Here is a 16,498-nt window from a genome sequence, read left to right on the forward strand (position 1 = left end):
CAAGCGCCGTCGCGCTTGGCCGCTTGGAGGGCCCATGGCTCGCTGTCTCGCGCTAGCAGCCCGGGGTGCAATGCCTCGCGCCGCCTCGCTTGGCCTCTTCGCCGAGGGCTTTGTCGCCAAAACTTGCAGTACGCCCGGTACAGCGGCGTCTTGGCTTCGCGCCCTCGGCGAACATTCCGGCGCGAGGCGACACGATGCATTGCACCCCGGGCTGCTAGCTCACGCTCGCGCTCGGCGCGTGGCCCGACGAGGGCGGCGGGACCGAGCTCGGTTCGGTCGGTCCGCATCGAGTCGCTCGGGTGCGGCGCGGCCAAGGTCGAGATAGCCCAAAATTTCTTGGCCTCTTTCGCCCGTGCTACCGGCGAGAGAGCCCATGGCAGCGATCATCGAGCTCTCCCGCGTGACCAAGACCTACGGTCGCGCCCCCCAGCCGGCCCTGGCCGACGTCAGCCTGCGCATCGAGCAGGGCGAGTTTGCCCTCCTCATGGGCCCCTCGGGGGCCGGCAAGAGCACGCTGCTGTCGCTGATCATGGCCATGGAGCAGCCCGACCGCGGGACGATCCGCGTCGCCGGGCGCGACGTCCACCGCCTGACCCGGGCGTCGATCCCCTACCTGCGCCGCAACCTCGGCGCGGTGTTCCAGGACTTCAAGCTGCTGCCCGAGGCGACGCCGCTCGAGAACGTGCGCCTGACCCTCGCCGTCCTCGGCCTGCGCCGCCGCGACGTGCTCGCGCGTGCCCGGGAGGCCCTCGCCCGCGTCGGCATCGATCCGCGCAGCCGCAAGCCGGTTCGGTGCATGTCCGGCGGCGAGCAGCAGCGCGTGGCCCTGGCCCGCGCGCTGGCCGGGCGCCCGCCGATCCTCTTGGCCGACGAGCCCACGGGCAACCTCGATCCGGCCCTGACCCGAGACATCCTTCGCGCGCTTTCGCTGGTCCGCGCTGCCGGAACGACGATCTTGCTCGCGACCCACGATCCGGTGGTCTACCACCACGCGGGCGCGAGTCGGGTGCTGCACCTCGAGATGGGCCGGCTGACCGAGGATCGGGTGCTCGAGCGCGCGCCCAGCTTCGTGGCCGAGCTCGACGCGCAGGGCGAGCCGATCGATCTGCTCGCCGCGATCGACGACGACGAATTCTCCGACGAGCCGCTGCTCGTCGACACCCCCCTAGGAGAGGTGGCCTGATGACGACCGCACTGATCATTTCCGAGCACCTCGAACTTCACGACGACACGCTGCTCGCCGACCTCGATCGGATCTTCGAAGAGCTCGCTCGCACGATCGAGCCGACGCCGCCCGGCGAGAGCCACGCGCTGCTGCTGCTCGTCGATGAGCTCGTCGACGAGATGCTCGTGCCCGGTGGGGGGGAGCGGGAGCAGCTGTCGATCTCGCTCGAGATCGAGGTCGGCGGCGCCGCCGACCATCAAGACGATCAACGCAGTGCCGAGGTCGCCGAGGTCGCGTGATGCAGGCGAGCGAGCGTCAGCTTCGAATCGGCGAAGACCTCGAGATCGCGGTCTCGGACGTCGCGCCGCCGCCCGAGGCCGAGCGCGAGACGACGCTCGCGCTGCTTCCCCTGGTCCTGCACGCCGAGGGCGAGGACGAGCTCGGCGACGAGTATGAGCACGCCGAGGACTGGCTCGACGGCGAGGACCTGCTGCTCGAGGCCAGCGACGTGCTCGACGTCGAGGCCGCTCGCGCCGGGATCGAGGCGCTCGGCGACGCGCAGTTCGGTGACGAGGCGCGCACCTCCTTGCCCGAGCTCCAGGCCACCGCGGAAGAATTCGACGAGGAGCGGCTGCTCGAGCTGGCCCGCGGTGGCGAGCCCGAGCTCGAGCCCCACGCGGACGCGGACCTGGACGCCGAGTTCGAGGAGACGACATGGGCTGGCGCCGAAGCCGAAGCCGAGGTCGAAGTCGAAGTCGAGTCTGAGCGCGAAGCCGAGTCCGAGGCCGAAGCCGAGTCCGAGGCCAAAGCCGAGTCCGACACCGAAGCCGAGTCCGAGTCCGAGTCCGACACCGAAGCCGAGTCCGAGTCCGAGTCCGACACCGAGCCGGACGCCGAGTCGGCCCCCGTCGCGGGCGACCCGATCCACGTACCGATGTGGAGCGGCGCCAACGCCTTCGCCTACGCGTTCAACCGTGGCCTGCGCGGCATGGGCCAGAGCCCGCTCGTGCAGCTGCTCGCAATTGGGACCATGGCGGTGTGCATGCTGCTCCTGGGCACGACCACGCTGATCTTCCAGAACGCGCAGCGGGTCGTCCGTGACCTCGGCGTCGACACGCCGGTCACCGTCTACATGTTGCCCGGCACCGATCCGGCCGCCGCGGTCGAGCTGCGCGAGCGGATCGCCGACCTCCCGGAGGTCGAGCACGCCGAGCGAGTCACGCCCGAGATGGCGCTCGCGCGGCTGCAGGACGGGCTCGGCCAGGACTCCGAGGTCGCGGAGATCGAGCAGGCCGAGCGCGTCGAGCTGCTCGCCGGGGTCGACCCGGGCAACTTGCCCGACAGCATCGAGATCGCGCTCATCCCCGGGGTCGAGCCGGGCTTCGCCGACGCCCTCGCCGCGCGCGTCGAGGACATGGACGGGGTCGAGGAGGTCGCGGTGCTCGGGCCCTGGGTTCAGGAGGTCGAGCGGATGTTGACCACGCTGCGCTGGCTCGCGTTCGGCGTCGCCGGGCTGGTCAGCCTCGCGTGCCTCGCGATCGTGTGGAGCACGATCCGCCTGGGTGTGTTCGCGCGCCGGTCCGAGATCCAGATCCTGCGCCTCGTCGGCGGCACCGCTCGCTTCGTCCGCGGGCCCTTCGTGGTCGAGGGCGTGCTCCAGGGCGTGCTCGGGACCGCGTTGGCGCTGGCGTCGCTGTGGCTGTGCTTCGAGCTGATCCGGCCCTTCCTCGAGCGCGGCATGTCGCTGATGTTCGCGGCCGGGTCGCTGCACTTCTTCTCGGTCATCGAGATGAGCGTCGCGCTGGCCTTCGGCGCGCTGCTCGGGATCATCGGCTCGCGCGCGGCCGTCTCGCGCCACGCGGAGGGGTGATGAAGGGGGCCAAGCTCTTCGCGCTGGTCGTGTCGCTCGGCCTGCTCACCGCGCTCGGCGACGCCCAGGCTCGCAAGCCCGATCGCGACGAGAGCCTGCGCAGCGTGGCCGAGCGCGAGCTCGCGCTGACCGAGGCCGCCAACGCGATCGCCCGGGGTCAGGCGGCGCTCGAGCGCGAGCGCGAGAGCATCGACTGGGCCGGGGAGCTGCTCGCTCGCCGCGGTCGCGAGAGCCTGCGCAAGCTCGACATCTATCGCGGCCACCGGGTCGAGCGCGAGACCATGGGCCAGGTCCGGGCGCGCAAGCTCTACAAGCTCGCCCGCGGCGGCGGGCTGCTCGAGCTGATGTTCGAGGACGGCTCCGACGGCCGCCTGACGCCGCAGCAGCGCGTCGTCCGGGGTCGCAGCGTCCGCCGCCTCGTCGACCACGATCTCGAGCTCCTGCGCGTGCACGGCGAGGCCGAGAAGAAGGCCCGCGACGAGCTGCTCGCGGCCACGCGTGAGCTCAGCGTGCTCGCGGCGCTCGACTCGGTCTCCCGCCTCCAGGCCGAGGCCCTCGACCTGACCCGCGCGCAGGTCGACCCGGCCTTGCGCGCGGCCCACCGGCGCCGCGGGACCCTGCAACGGCGCCTCGGCAGCCAGGCCAAGCGTGAAGATCGTCAGCTCCTAGCCGAGATCGGGCGTGAGCGTCGGGATCTGGTCCGCCACCGCGGCCTCGATCTGCTCGACCCCCACACGCTCGTGCGCCCGGTCCCGGGTCGCGTCGTCGGTCGCTTCGGCGCCTACGAAGACCGCCTGCTCGACGTGCCCATGCACCGCAACGGGGTCGAGTTCGCGGCCAAGCCCAACGACCGCGTGCGGGCGATCGGACCTGGCGAGGTCGTGCTCGTCGGCGCGCTGCCGGGCTTCGAGCGCGTGGTCGTGATCGACCACGGCGGCGGCTACCTCTCGCTCACGGCGCGGCTGTTGACGATCACCGTCAGCGAGGGCGAGGAGGTCGAGGCCGGGACCGTGCTCGGTCGCGTCGGGCCCAAGGCCGTGCCCGACGGGCTCGGGACCACGGCCTACGTCGAGGTCCGCCACGGGCAGCGGCCGATCGATCCGGCGCCCTACCTGGGCTCGCGCCGCCATCGGCGCTGAGCTGAGTACGAGCCGAGAGGCGGCGCGGCTCGGTCCGAATCAAAAGCGCAGGCTCACGCTCGCCCCTGCGCCCCGACGCTGCCACCACGGGCTCACGGACAGCTGCGTACGCCGGTAGCGTCGGGCGTCGCCAGCTATCTGAGCGCCACGCACGAACAACATCGCGGCCCCGACCAGTAGCGGCAGCGAGAAGCCCCACGAGAGGCCCGCCGAGGCGAAGCCCAGCGGTGGCGGATCGAAGGTGCACGGATCGATCCCCATGACCTGCCCCTCGTTCTCGGTGATGATCAGCGAGGACTCGCGGCAGAACTCGACCTGCTCCTGGGCGCGGACGAATTGAATGGTCCCGAACGCGGCCAGGCTCGCCGCGGCCCCGGTCAGGAGCACGCCGATCCCGAGCTCGAGGACCCCGCGCCGCGTGCCTTGCTGGGACCGGGCGCCGATCTTTGCGTGGGTCGTGGGCTCACGCGGTGCCTCGGGGGGACCCTCGGGCGGGGCCGCCGACGCCACCCGCGGCAGCGCGAGGGCGGCGACCAGGATCGAGGCGAGCGCTCGAGGCACGGCTCATCGTAACAAATTGAAGGTTTGGGAATCCCGCGCTGCGCTCGCGCGTCGCCGCGGGCGATGCCACCCAAGCGCCGACTGCGAGCCCGGCTGATCCTGGGCACGATCTTGCTGAGCCTGATCGTGCTCGGCTTCGATGGGCCCGCCCGTGGGCAGGTGAGCGGCTCGGGGGCGCGGGCCAGCGGTCCCCTCGAGCACGGCGCGTATCTGTGGCAGCGCGGCTGGTCCGACGAGGTCCGCGCGTCGATCGATCGCCACGCGGCCGACCCGGCGCTCGGCGAGCTGCTGATCCTCGCCGCCGAGCTCGACGGCGCGTCGGCGACGATGATCGCCTGGGATGAAGCGGCGCTCGATGACGTGGGGGCGCTCGGACTGACGATCCGCGTGGGTCCGTGGTCGGGGCCCTTCGGCGGCCCCGACGACGCGCGGCTCCCCGTCCTGCTCGACGCCGTGCGCTCGACCCTCGCGCGCGCTCGCGGGGCCGGGCTCGAGCTCCGCGAGCTGCAGCTGGACTTCGACGCGGGCACCCGCGCGCTGCCTGGCTACGCCCGCTGGGTCGCCGCGGTCGCGGAGCTCGCCGCGCCGACGCCCGTGACGATCACCGCGCTGCCCGACTGGTTGGGCAGCCCCGAGCTGCCCGCGCTGCTGTCCGAGACCGAGGGCTGGGTCTTGCAGGTCCATGGCCTGCGCCCGATGACGCGGGGGGAGTCGGCCGAGATCTTCGAGCTCGACGCGGCGCGCGAGGCCGTCGAGCGGGCCGCCGTGATCGCCGAGGAGGTCGATCGTCCGCTGCGGGTCGCGCTGCCGACCTACACCTATCTGGTCGTGCGTGATCCCGTCGACGGCGGAGTCGAGGGCATCGCGGCTGAGCAGGCGCCGCGGCGCCTCGATCGGGATCGCTTCGTTCGTGCCGAGGCCGATCCCGACGCGCTCGCCGAGCTGATCGCTGGCTGGACCGCCGACCGCCCAGCGGCGCTCGAGGGCGTCGTGTGGTTTCGTCTGCCTGTGGCGGGGGATCGCCTCGCGTGGTCGTGGCCGACCCTGTCGGCGGTCATCGCCGGTCGGGCGCCGAGCCGACAGCTGCGCCTCGACGCCTGCGCGCTCGCGGGCGAGCCGGGGGTCGTCGAGCTCCACCTCGTCAACGAGGGCGAGGCCGGAGCTTGGGTCGACGCGCCGCTGCGTGTGCCCCTGCCCGAGCGGCCTCTCGCCGCCGACGCGCTCGACGGGTTCGCGCTGGGCCGCTCGGGGGCCGCGGCGCTCGAGCTCGAGCCGCGCGCCCAGGTCCGCGTTGGCACGGGCGAACGCCGCCCGGTCGCGTGGTTGCGCTTCAGCGAAGGTCGCACGCTCACCGACACCGTCTGCCCGGAGCCACCCTCGCCATGATCTCACCGCGTTCGTTGATCTCGGTTTTCGTGCTGACCCTCGGCCTGAGCCTGGCCGATCGCCCGGTCCACGCCTGCGGGCCCGATCTGCCCCGCGCGATGCTGCAGCGCGATCACGACGCCCTGTGTCAGGCGCCCGCGCTGCGCCTGGGTCCGCAGCTCGCCCGCCTCGCGCCTGCGAAGGTCCGCGCCCGGGCCAACACCTCGACGACCGCCGAGGCCGAGCAGCTCGATCTGCGCGTGGCCCTGGCCGGGCTCGGCCTCGACGCGGCCGAGCTCGAGGCCCGCCTCGTGCAGGTCCGCGACTACCGAGCTCAGCTCGAAGATCCCGATCGCGACGGAGAGCCCGCGCTGGAGTTGCCCGAGCTGCCCGAGGAGTTTCGCCTTTACCTCGAGGGCGCTCGGGCCTGGCATCGCGAGCGCGGGCAGGCTCGGTCTGCGTTCGCGGCGATCCTCGAGCTGCCCGCGGATCGCCGCCGCTACCGCAGCGTGTGGGCCGCCTACATGCTCGCCAGGCTCGATGAGGGCCCTGGCTGCCGTGCGTGGCCGCGGGTCCGGGCGCTCGCGGACGCCGGCTTCGTCGACAGCCTCGGGCTCGCGGCCGCGAGCTACGGCGAGGAGGCCGCGTGCGAGCGCGGGCGCGATCCAACCCGGGCGCTCGAGCTCTACCTCGACCAGGTCGCGACCGGCGATGGCTCGGCCCAGGCCTCGATCGAGTTCGTCCTCGCCGATGAGTTTGACGCCGCGATCGACGCGCCCGCGCGTCTGCGGGCGCTCGTGGCCAAGCCCGCGCTGCGCGAGCTCGTCGGCGCGTGGCTGGTCGCCGACGGCGAGCCCGAGCACAGCGCGGCGTGGCTGGAGGCCCTGGAAGTCGCGGGGCTCGAGCAGGCCGTCGCGGCCGGGCCGCTGGCATGGACGGCCTACCGAGTGGGGGACATGGACGCCGCCGCACGCTGGGCCCGGCTCGGCGCGAGCGACCTCGATCACGGCGACGTGATCGCGCGCTGGGTCCTCGCCAAGCTCGAGCTGCGCCGGGGCGACCTCGATCGGGCGACGCTCGCGCTCGCGCGGATCGAGCGGGACCTCGGCGAGGCGGAGCGCGCGACCCTCGAGCTCGGCGAGTGGCGCTACGGCGACTGGATGAGCGACGCTCGGGCCCATCGCAGCGCGGCCGCGGAGCTCGGCGTGCTCGAGCTGCGCCGCGGTCGATTCGTGCCTGCGCTCGCCGCCTTCGTGCGCGCCGACGCCTACCTCGACGCGGCCTACGTCGCCGAGCAGGTCCTGACGATCGACGAGCTCGAGCTCTTTGTCAGCGAGGCGCTCGCGTCCGAGCCCTCACCCTCTGTCGAGGACCTGCGCTGGTTGTTGGCCCGTCGGCTCGCGCGCAGCGGCCAGTGGGAGCGCGCGGCGCCCTACTACCCCGAGCAATGGCGAGCCAAAGCCGAGGCCCACGCTGCCGACCTCCAAGCCCTGCGCGATCCGGATCTGAGCGAGCTCCGTCGGGCCCGGATCCTGTGGCGCATGGCCCAGCGCACGCGCGAACACGGCATGGAGCTGCGCGGGACCGAGCTCGACCCGGACTGGACGACCTACGCGGGCGCCTTCGCACCCGAGGCGATCTGGGCCACGCGCGGGCTCGTCGACGGCCCGACCGGCCCCTCGGAGTCCGAGCGCGAGCGGGTCGAGGCCCAGCGCCTGACCGAGCCGCGCTTTCACTATCGCTGGGTCGCCGCTGACCTCGCCTGGGACGCCGCCGAGCTGTTGCCTGAGGAGCACCCGGCCGCCGCGCGCGTGCTGTGCATCGCGGGGGCTTGGATCGCCGATCGAGATCTCGAGGGCGGCCACCGCTTCCACGCGGCCATGACTCGGCGCAGCGGCCCCGTCGACGTCGCGTACCTGGCCGACGGGGCCGGCTGGTTTGCAGACACGGATCCGTGCGCGGCGCAGGGCGTCGACCTTGGCCAAGCGACCGTGCACATCCCCTTCGGCGCCTCGCCCCGCGCCCGGAGCTCGCTGCGCGATCTGGTCCGCGTCGGCTGGCCGATCGCCGCGTTGTTCGCCTTGCTGAGCGTGGTCGGCTTGATGTTGATCCCCGCGCGGCAGCCGAAATCGCCGAAATAGGCTGACCGCCGCGGTGCTCGACAGCGCCACCGAGGGGAACCACCATGGCGCCCGTGTCTCGACTTCGGGTCCACGTTTCACTCGCGCTCACGCTGATGTGCGTGGCAGCGTTGGGCTGCCGCGCGCGCGCGCAGACCACCGTGATCGTGTTCGCCGCGGCGTCGCTGAGCGAGCCCTTTCACGCGCTCGAGCGCGCCTACGAGGCCGAGCACCCCGGGGTCGACGTCGTGCTCAACCTCGCCGGATCGCAGCTCCTCGCCAGTCAGCTGGTCGAGGGCGCGCCGGCCGACGTGTTCGCCTCGGCCGACGTCGCCACGCTCGAGCGGGTCGCCGCCGAGCGCTCGCTCGAGCCCGGGTCGCGCCGGGCCTTCGCGGCCAATCGCCTGGTCGTGGTCGTGCCCGCCGACGCCGACTTCGACGAGCTCGAAGATCTGCGCGAGCCCGGGCTCAAGGTCGTGCTCGCCGGACCCGAGGTGCCCGTCGGTCGCTACGCGCGGGCGGCCCTCGACCAGCTCGGCCTCAGCGAGGCCGTCGAGGCCAACCTCGTGTCGAACGAGGACAGCGTCAACGGCGTGCTCGCCAAGCTCGAGCTCGGCGAGGCCGACGCGGGGCTCGCCTACGCGACGGATCTGAGGCGGTCGCCGAGCCTGCGGGGGATCGAGCTGCCCGCGAGCGTGGACGTGCGCGCGCGCTACGAGCTCGCGGTCCTGGCTGACGGGCCGACGCCCGCGCAGGGGCTGGCGTTCGCGGCGTTTGTGACCGGGGCGAAGGGCCAGGCGGTGCTGCGCGAGCATGGCTTCACCGCGGTCGGGGAGGGTGAGGGCTGAAGACGGGCGGGCCGCGAGCTGTCCTTCGACTGGCTCGAGCTTGCACCGATCAGCGAGGAAGCTTCAGCGCCAGATGTGCGAGGTCAATCGGGCCAGTCGCTCAGGCGGCCGAGGTTGGTCACGCGATCGAAGCCCGCGTCGATGAGTTGGTCCTTGACGATGCCCGCCCGGCGGCCGGATTTACAGTAGAGCACCACAGGTTTGTGTACGTCGCCGCCGACGAGCTCGCGGATCTCGTCGAGGCGCGCGGGGACGTCGGAGTGGTTGATGTTGATCGCTCCCTCGATGTGCCCGCGCGCGAACTCCTTGGGCGTGCGCACGTCGAGGAGCAGGGCGTCCGCGTCGACGAGCTGCTTGGCGAGGGCCGGGTCGCGGTCCGCGTAGGGGCCCTCGGGGAGGCCCTGGGCGTCGAGCTTGGTCTCGGACTTGGCGGTGGTTTCGGTGTCCTGGTCGTGCTTGCAGGCGGGGAGGAGCAGCGCGAGCGCGAGCGCGGCAGGCAGGACGCGGGGGGTCATGGCGAGATCATGCCAGAAGGGGGGTGTTTAGTGGTTGGCGCCAAACCGTGTGCCGAGCCGCCGCAGCAAGGACGGGCGTGACATGAGCGCGCGATCCGAGCGAAGGGCCGCGCTCGGCGGAGCGTCTCACTGCAAGATGCCGTCGACGGGCTCGAGCACGGGCGGCAACTCGCCCTCGCCCAAGCGCTGGCGCAGGTTGATCTCGATCATGCGCGATAGCGTCGACAGCGGGAGGTCGTTGGGGTCGGTGCCGAAGGGATCTTCGATCTCGGTCCCGACCGCGTCGAGGCCATAGAAGGCGTAGGCGACGATGGCCACGACCACGGGCGTCAGCATGCCGACGGTGGAGACGATGCCGAAGGGCAGGCCGAGGCAGTAGACCGCGACGATGCGGTGCATCAACACCGTGTAGCTGTAGGGGATCGGCGTCGACTTGATGCGCTCGCAGGCGCCCTGCACGGCGGTGATCTCGGTCAGGCTGCCCTCGAGCACGCTCAGGTGCAGCGGGTGGACCCAGCCGCGGTCGTAGAGCGCCCGCAAGCGATCGCCGAGCCACTGGCTGATCGCCAGCGGGCGGTTGAGCTCAGCTTCGAGGGTGCCCGCGAGCGCGTCGGGCAGCAGGTTGAGGTATTCGTCGGGGTCGTGCTGACCGCGCAGGTGCTGACGAAAGGCGTGAACGTAGGCGATCTGGCCGTAGACGAGCTCGCGACGCACGCGCGCGAGCTCGGCCACCTCTTCGGGCGCGGGGGCTCGTGTGCTCGTCTGGGCTTGGGGGCCGATCAAGGTCAGCAGCTGGCGGGTGAACGAGCGCGAGACGTTGACCATCCGCCCCCACAGCTTGCGCCCCTCCCAGAAGCGGTCGTAGCTGGTGGTGTTGCGAAACCCGAGGAAGATCGACAGCGCCAGGCCGATCAGCGTGAACGGCAAGGGCGTGAGGTTGGTGTCGAAGACCTCGAAGTAGACCTGGGCGAGGGTGACCGCGGTCGCGGTCACGGTCGCGACCAACATCCGCTTCCAGCTGACCGAGAGCGAGGTCCCGCGGATCATCACCAGCTGGTTGAGCCATGCGCGGCGGTCCGTGATGATCACCGCCGCACGGTAGTGCGCGGTGCCGAGCGAGCGCAAGCAAGGCTGGTGTCAGGGCGAGCCCGGAGCCACGCGGAGCCCGTACAGCTCGCCGCGCAGCTCGCTCGGATGCGAGGCCTTCAGATCGGTGTGGGCGAGGCGCGAGCCGCTCGGCGAAGCGCAGCGAGCGACCGCTGTGGGGAGTCCAAGGCCGCTGCTAGCGCTGGCCGCTGCGTTCCCACAAGAAGCGGATGAAGTCGTTGCGCGACTTCAACCCCAGCTTGGAGAACGCGGCCGCGAGCAGCTGTCGGGTGCGGCTGTAGGACACCTTCATCGCCCGGGCGATGTCGGCGTCGGACAGGCCCTCGGCGACCCCGGCCACGGCCTGGGCCTGGCGGGCGCTGAGGCCAAACTCGGCGGCGAGCGAGGCCAGGCGTTCGCTGGAGTCGACGGGCTTGCCGGGCGCCTGCTCGCGGGCTCGGGCGAGGCGCTTGCCGACGCCGTCCTCGATCTCGTTCTGGACGGCCGAGCCCTTGTGCTCGGCGAGGATCCGGCGCATCTGCAAGGTTCGCTCGCGGGCCTGGGTCACGGCCACATGGAGGCGCTCGAGCTCGACGGGCTTGGCCAGGAACTCGCTGACACCGAGACCCGCGGCGATCCGGGCGACGTTGGACTCGGGGTTGCCGGTCAGGACCACGCAGGCGCATGGGTGCTCGCGGGTCCGCAGCTCGACGATCAGATCGAGGCCGTTGCCGTCGGGCAGCGAGACGTCGAGGAGCGCGAGCTCGGGCTCGTGGCGCTCGACGAGCAGCCGGGCCTGGTCGATGCGGGTCGCCCAGAGGATCTTGGCGCCGCGCTCTTCCAGCGCGAGGCGGACCCACTTGGCCGCGCGCGGGTCGTCCTCGACGAGCAAGATCGTCAGCTCGTCGAGGTCTCGCTGGATCCCGTCCGAGGGTCCGTCAGAAGTGTCGGTGGACGGGCTGTCGCTCGGATCGGTCGCTGCCACAGCGCGAGTGTAACAAAGTCTCCGCCCAGCGGCCCGCCAGCGAGGCGCTGGCGCCGTGGTCTCGGCGGTTGTCTTTAGACCCCCGCAGGCGCTTTCGGAGCTCGTTTAGACCCCCGCAGGCGCTTTCGGACCTTGCCATGCACGGCCGCTGCGCGGCCGGTCGCTACGTCGCTTCGCTCCTTCGCTCGATGGGGCTGGTATGAGCTTAGCTGGTTTAGACCCCCGCAGGCGCTTTCGGACCTTGCCATGCACGGCCGCTGCGCGGCCGGTCGCTACGTCGCTTCGCTCCTTCGCTCGATGGGCTGGTATGGGCTTAGCTGGTTTAGACCCCCACAGGCGTTTTCGCACCTTGCCATGCACGGCCGCTGCGCGGCCGGTCGCTACGTCGCTTCGCTCCTTCGCTCGATGGGCTGGTATGAGCTTCGCTATCTGGGTGCGTGGCCCCCTGGAAGGGGGCTGGTTTAGATCCTCCGGGGGCTTTCGGGGCTCGTTTAGGTCCTCCGGGGGCTTTTGGAGCTGGTTTAGACCCCCCAGCTGCTTTTGGCGCTCATCTGGGTCTCGCTGTCGCGCTTACTGCTCGGTCGGCTCGCCCTCGGCCGGGGTGCCATCGGGCTCGGGCTCGGGCTCGGGCTCGGGCTCGGCCTTGGCTACGCGAGCCGCGATGGTGCCCGCGCGCTGGTCGACGCTGAAGCTCTCGCCGTCCCAGCGCAGGGTGATCCGCCGCCAGGCGACCTCGCGGTCGGGGACGAGGCCGCTGTGACGAACCTCGAGGGTCGGAGCGGCGCCGCTGTACTGGCGCGCGAACAGCCCGGTCCCGCCTGCGTCGACGCCGTCGGCCTGGGGGCTCGGGTGCCCGGCGGCGCTCGTTGCGAGGGTCAGCTGAGCGCCGAGGTCCTCCCACAGCAGCAGCTCCCAGGTCGCGGGCCCCTCGAACAGGCCGAGGGACTTGAGCTCGGCGCCGAGCTTGTCCTTGGGCAGGTCGAGATCGCTGTCGAGCAAGCCCGCGAGGATCGCCGCCATGTGAAGGCGCGCGAAGCGACGCGGGTCATCTTCGCCGGGCCGACCCCCGCCGGACTGCACGCGCCCGAGCAGGCGCAGGGCTTCGTCGGTGCGCCCGGTGCCAGCGGCCGCCCGGGCCAGACGGATCGCCGCGTCGGGGCTCTCGGCCAGGCCGAAGAGCAGCTCGTATTGGCGGTAGGCGTCGGCGTACCAGCCGTGGCGCAAGAAGATGTCACCGAGCAGGCGGCGGCTGACGAGCGAGCGGGGCGCGAACTCGACGAGCTCCGAGAACAGGCGCTTGGCCGCGTCGTCGCGCTCGCGGCGGGTCAGCAGCTCGCCGACGATCTGGGCCAGCTCCGGGGTCATCTGGCCCTGGTCGCGCAGGCGCAGGCCCCGGGCGATGGCCTCGTCGACGCGATCTTGGGCGATGAGCTCGGCGATCATGCGCCGCTCGCCGTCGGGGTCGCCGGGCGCGTTGGCCAGGGCGGCGTCGAGGAGCCGGAGGCGGGCGTCGGGGTCGTCGGTCGTGTCGACGCGGCGATCGATCTCCCACCACGACTCGATCCCGCCGTAGACCGCATAGTTGACCGCGGCGATCAGCTCGGGCTCGATCAGCCGACGCAGCAGCGCCTGTACGAGAAAGGTCTTGGCGTCGACGTCGGACGCGAAGTGACCGAGGAGCAGCTGGACCTCGGCCTCGGTTCGGGCGCCGAGCTGCAAGAGGTCCAAGAACGCGTGCTGGTCTCGCCAGCGACGCAGCTCGCAGGCCGCGAGCGAGGCCTCGTAGACCCGGAGCTTGCCGGCCATGGTGGTCTGGCGATCGAGGCGTTGGGCCCACAGGAGGCGGCGGTGGACGAGCCCGCGGGTCGACGCGTCGCTGCAGCTCAGGGTCTGCTCGTGGGGGACCGGCGAGGGCATCACGCGCGAGCGCCCGCTCATCGATCCGCGCGCGAGCTCGGACTCGGTGACCTCGTCAACCCAAGCTGGGGGCGCGGGCACGCTGTAGCCCGCGGCGAGCAGGCGCGCCGCCCGACTGGCGGCGGCGGGGCGACCGGGGCGGTCGGCGGTCTCGGCGTCGAGCTCGATCACGCCCAGGCCCCCGGCGCCGGCCCAGCGATCCTGAGCGGGCTCGCTCTTCGAGTCGAGCTCCTCGCCCGCGACGGCGTCGGGCGCGGGCTCGAGCCGGGCGTCGACCAGCGGCGAGGCCGAGGGCGCGGGGCCGCGGGTCTGGGCCGAGCGTGAGCGGAGCTCGCCCTCCTCGGCCCGCGCGTTCCCGGCCTCGCGGTCCTCGTCCGGCTTGCGGTCTTGATTGGCCGGCCCGGGCATGCAGCCCAGCGGCGCCGAGGCGGCGGCGCCGATCATCGAGAGCACGGTCGGGGACTCGCTCGTCGGCGCGGCCTCGACACGCGAGTCGCCGGCGTCGGCCGTCAAGATCGGGAACGCCCGCGAGCGTCGCTCGATGCCCGCGCGGCGATAGGCGCTGTCGTCCTCGAGCGCCAGGAACGAGCTGAAGGGGGTCATCAGCCCGTACTCGAGGCCGAGGGTCAAGATCTTGCCGCGGACCCCCTCGGGCCCGCGCGACTCGGTCAGGAGCCGATCGACGTAGGCGCGGGCCCACAGCCGCGGGACCACGCGGCTCAGGACCGCGCTCTTCTCCCGACCGAGCTCGTACTCGCGCTCGTAGTCCTCGCCCGCGAAGCGGTAGCTGATCGTGACCTTCTCGGGCAGGTCGTGATGGGTCCGCGCGAGGACCCGGAGCTCCTCGCCGCGCGACAGCTTGCCCTCGGAGCTGAGGAAGAGGTCGTCGAGGCCCTCGCCCGCGTCGACCTTGACCTCGGTCAGCGTTGGGGTCTTGAGCGCGCCCGAGAGCTCGAGCGCGCGCATGACCGCCTCGCTGGGCTCGGCCACGCGCAGGGCCTTGCCGCCGCCCGCCCGGGCCAGCTTGGTCAGCAGGGCCTCGTCGACCTCGCGCCCGACCGCGACCGTGAACAGCCGCGCGGGCGAGCCGGCCAGGGTCCGGCGGAGGCGCTCGGCCAGCGCGTCGCCCTCGATCTCGCCCGAGGTCGCGACGCCGTCACCGATGTAGACGATCGCGGGCTGCTCGAGACCGTGGACGCGCTCGAGCGACTGCTCGAAGATCGCGCCGAGATCCGTGGCCCCGCCCGCGCCGCGCTGGGCGAGGCGCTCGAGCGCCTCGGAGATCCCCTCGGGCGTGGCCTCGGCCATGCCCGCGTCGGGGTAGAGGACCTCGGCGCCGAGATCTGCCCCGACGAGCGCGAAGCTGTCGGCCGCGCTGAGCGAGCGCAGCAGCGCCTCGGCGACGGCGAGCTTGGCCTGGTGCTCGGCCGGATCGCTGCCCGCCGAGGTGTCGACCACGACCACGACCTCGCCCTTGGGCGCCGCGGCCTCGCCAAACTCGATGTCCGGCGTCCAGCGCAGCATCACGTAGTCGGCCTGGTCCTTGCCGGGCTCGAACACGTTGACGCGCAGGGCCTCGCTGGCGGCGTCGTCTTGTTTGCCGCTCGGGCGCTTGCGGGTCAGCTCGAGCTCGAAGTCGGCGCGCGGCGTGAACCCGCTGCGGCGCATGGTCACGCGGCTGCGGTCGCGACCTTCGATCCGCGCGTCGGTCCGGGTTGCGAGGCCGTAGCGCTCGATCATCTCGCCGCGCAGCGAGAGCTCGAGGGCGAAATCTTCGATCGTCGTGGCGTCGCGTCCGACCGGCGCGGCCATCGGGTAGCGGTAGCGCAGCTTGCCCTCGGTCTCGCTGAGCAGCTGCTGGTAGCGCAGCACGATCCGCCGGGTCCCGGCGCCGGGGATCGGGTAGATCCGCGCGCGCACGGTCCGGGCGTCGATCCACTCGAGCAGGGCCGGGTCCACGCGGCGGCGGATCGTGGCCTCGTAGGTCTGGGTGGCGCGGGTGCGCTCGACGACCTCGGCCTCGACGAGCTCGCCGTCGGTCTCGAGCGCGAACCCGACGATCATCGCGCCCTCGGGGACCGTGAACCAGTACCAGCCCTCGACCTCGCTCCCGGACGGGTTGAAGAACACCTGGTCGACCTCGGTCTCGGCGACCTGCTCGTCGATCGCAACCTCGACGGTCTGGCGCTGGATAGCGAGGGGCAGCGCCTCGGCTCCGAACCCGGCCATGTGATCGATCGCGTAGACGCTCCCGGTCCCGACCCACGGGGACGTGGCGGTCGCGCTGTGATCGCCCATGCCGCCGGTCCAGTCGTCCCAGAACTTGACGGGCTCGACCACGGGCGCGCCCGCGCCGGAGATCGTCGCGCGCTCGCCCGGGTCGACCTCGGTTCGGCCGCCCGGCGCGGTCACGATTGCGAGGCCCTCGGCCACGTAGATCTCGACCTCGTCCCCGCTGCGCGTGAGGCTGGCGCCCCCGTCGCTGACCGAGACCTGGACGGCGCCCAGGGTGTGCGAGACCCCGCGCTGGCCCTGCTCGATCGGGGGCGCCTCGATCCAGGCTTGGCCGCTGGTGAGCTCGAGCCCGTCGGTCAGCGTCACCGTGGTCTCGTCGCGCAGGAACACGCGGGTCCCGTCGCCGAGCCGGACCAGCGCGCGCGCCCCCGTGCCCGTGCGCAGCGTGGCGCCGAGCGGCAGCGGCGTGTTCGACAGCAGGGTCGTCTCACCCTCGTCGCCGATCAGCTCGACCTCGCCCGACGCGAGCTCGAGGCTGGCGCCGAGGCTCGGGGCCTCGCTCGGGATCTCCTCGGTCTGGCACGAGCTCGACACCACGCCGAGCAGGCCGAGCACGCTGGCGAGCACGATCACGCCCGCTTTGGACCTGGACCTGCGCGATCGGGTCGGGCGTGCGGGAGGTTGGGGGGCGG

General features: G+C 72.4%; 12 protein-coding genes. 7 read left to right on the forward strand and 5 right to left on the reverse strand.

Translation table 11 applies throughout. The features are described 5' to 3' along the window. Positions 1–373: 373 nt before the first annotated feature. Genes ENSA5_RS09895 through ENSA5_RS09915 form a run of 4 tightly spaced genes read left to right on the forward strand, consistent with a single transcriptional unit; the run spans position 374 to position 4,174 of the window. Positions 374–1,183, forward strand: coding sequence for a cell division ATP-binding protein FtsE (locus ENSA5_RS09895; RefSeq protein WP_219906760.1), 810 nt, complete (start codon positions 374–376; stop codon positions 1,181–1,183). Beyond that, positions 1,183–1,464 carry a hypothetical protein gene (locus ENSA5_RS09900; RefSeq protein WP_106391384.1) on the forward strand — a complete coding sequence of 94 codons (282 nt, stop codon included), beginning with the start codon at positions 1,183–1,185 and terminating at the stop codon, positions 1,462–1,464. Before ENSA5_RS09895 ends, ENSA5_RS09900 begins: the two co-directional genes overlap by 1 nt. Next, on the forward strand, positions 1,464–3,035 hold the full coding sequence (locus tag ENSA5_RS37385) for a cell division protein FtsX (RefSeq protein WP_258182811.1): 1,572 nt from the start codon (positions 1,464–1,466) through the stop codon (positions 3,033–3,035). Before ENSA5_RS09900 ends, ENSA5_RS37385 begins: the two co-directional genes overlap by 1 nt. Further along, the gene (locus ENSA5_RS09915) at positions 3,035–4,174 is read left to right on the forward strand and encodes a murein hydrolase activator EnvC family protein (protein ID WP_106391387.1); all 1,140 of its coding nucleotides are present in this window, start codon (positions 3,035–3,037) and stop codon (positions 4,172–4,174) included. Before ENSA5_RS37385 ends, ENSA5_RS09915 begins: the two co-directional genes overlap by 1 nt. A gap of 39 nt (positions 4,175–4,213) precedes the next feature. On the opposite strand, the gene ENSA5_RS09920 is transcribed toward ENSA5_RS09915, so the two are convergent. Further along, on the reverse strand, positions 4,214–4,735 hold the full coding sequence (locus ENSA5_RS09920; protein ID WP_106391388.1) for a hypothetical protein: 522 nt from the start codon (positions 4,733–4,735) through the stop codon (positions 4,214–4,216). Between the two features lie 63 nt (positions 4,736–4,798). Between ENSA5_RS09920 and ENSA5_RS09925 the strand changes: the two genes are divergently transcribed. From ENSA5_RS09925 to modA, 3 genes are read left to right on the forward strand one after another with little or no spacing between them, the layout of a single operon-like run. Continuing rightward, entirely contained in the window at positions 4,799–6,121 is a 1,323-nt protein-coding gene (locus ENSA5_RS09925; protein WP_106391389.1) for a DUF3142 domain-containing protein, read from the forward strand. Then, positions 6,118–8,241 (forward strand): hypothetical protein, encoded by a 2,124-nt coding sequence (locus tag ENSA5_RS09930; RefSeq protein ID WP_146155527.1) that lies wholly within the window; start codon positions 6,118–6,120, stop codon positions 8,239–8,241. The genes ENSA5_RS09925 and ENSA5_RS09930 overlap by 4 nt, the downstream gene beginning before the upstream one ends. A 53-nt stretch (positions 8,242–8,294) precedes the next feature. Next, positions 8,295–9,068 (forward strand): molybdate ABC transporter substrate-binding protein, encoded by a 774-nt coding sequence (gene modA, locus ENSA5_RS09935; protein ID WP_181197585.1) that lies wholly within the window; start codon positions 8,295–8,297, stop codon positions 9,066–9,068. A gap of 83 nt (positions 9,069–9,151) precedes the next feature. On the opposite strand, the gene ENSA5_RS09940 is transcribed toward modA, so the two are convergent. The 4 genes from ENSA5_RS09940 to ENSA5_RS09955 form a co-directional block, all read right to left on the reverse strand. Next, positions 9,152–9,583, reverse strand: coding sequence for a rhodanese-like domain-containing protein (locus tag ENSA5_RS09940; protein WP_106391392.1), 432 nt, complete (start codon positions 9,581–9,583; stop codon positions 9,152–9,154). A gap of 126 nt (positions 9,584–9,709) precedes the next feature. Beyond that, positions 9,710–10,672 carry a bestrophin family protein gene (locus ENSA5_RS09945; RefSeq protein WP_106391410.1) on the reverse strand — a complete coding sequence of 321 codons (963 nt, stop codon included), beginning with the start codon at positions 10,670–10,672 and terminating at the stop codon, positions 9,710–9,712. Positions 10,673–10,865: 193 nt separating this feature from the next. Then, positions 10,866–11,654 carry a response regulator gene (locus ENSA5_RS09950; protein WP_258182806.1) on the reverse strand — a complete coding sequence of 263 codons (789 nt, stop codon included), beginning with the start codon at positions 11,652–11,654 and terminating at the stop codon, positions 10,866–10,868. A gap of 570 nt (positions 11,655–12,224) precedes the next feature. Further along, on the reverse strand, positions 12,225–16,439 hold the full coding sequence (locus ENSA5_RS09955) for a VIT domain-containing protein (protein WP_106391393.1): 4,215 nt from the start codon (positions 16,437–16,439) through the stop codon (positions 12,225–12,227). Between the last annotated feature and the right edge of the window lie 59 nt (positions 16,440–16,498).

This window comes from Enhygromyxa salina (genome assembly GCF_002994615.1).
Lineage (GTDB): Bacteria > Myxococcota_A > Polyangia > Nannocystales > Nannocystaceae > Plesiocystis > Plesiocystis salina_A.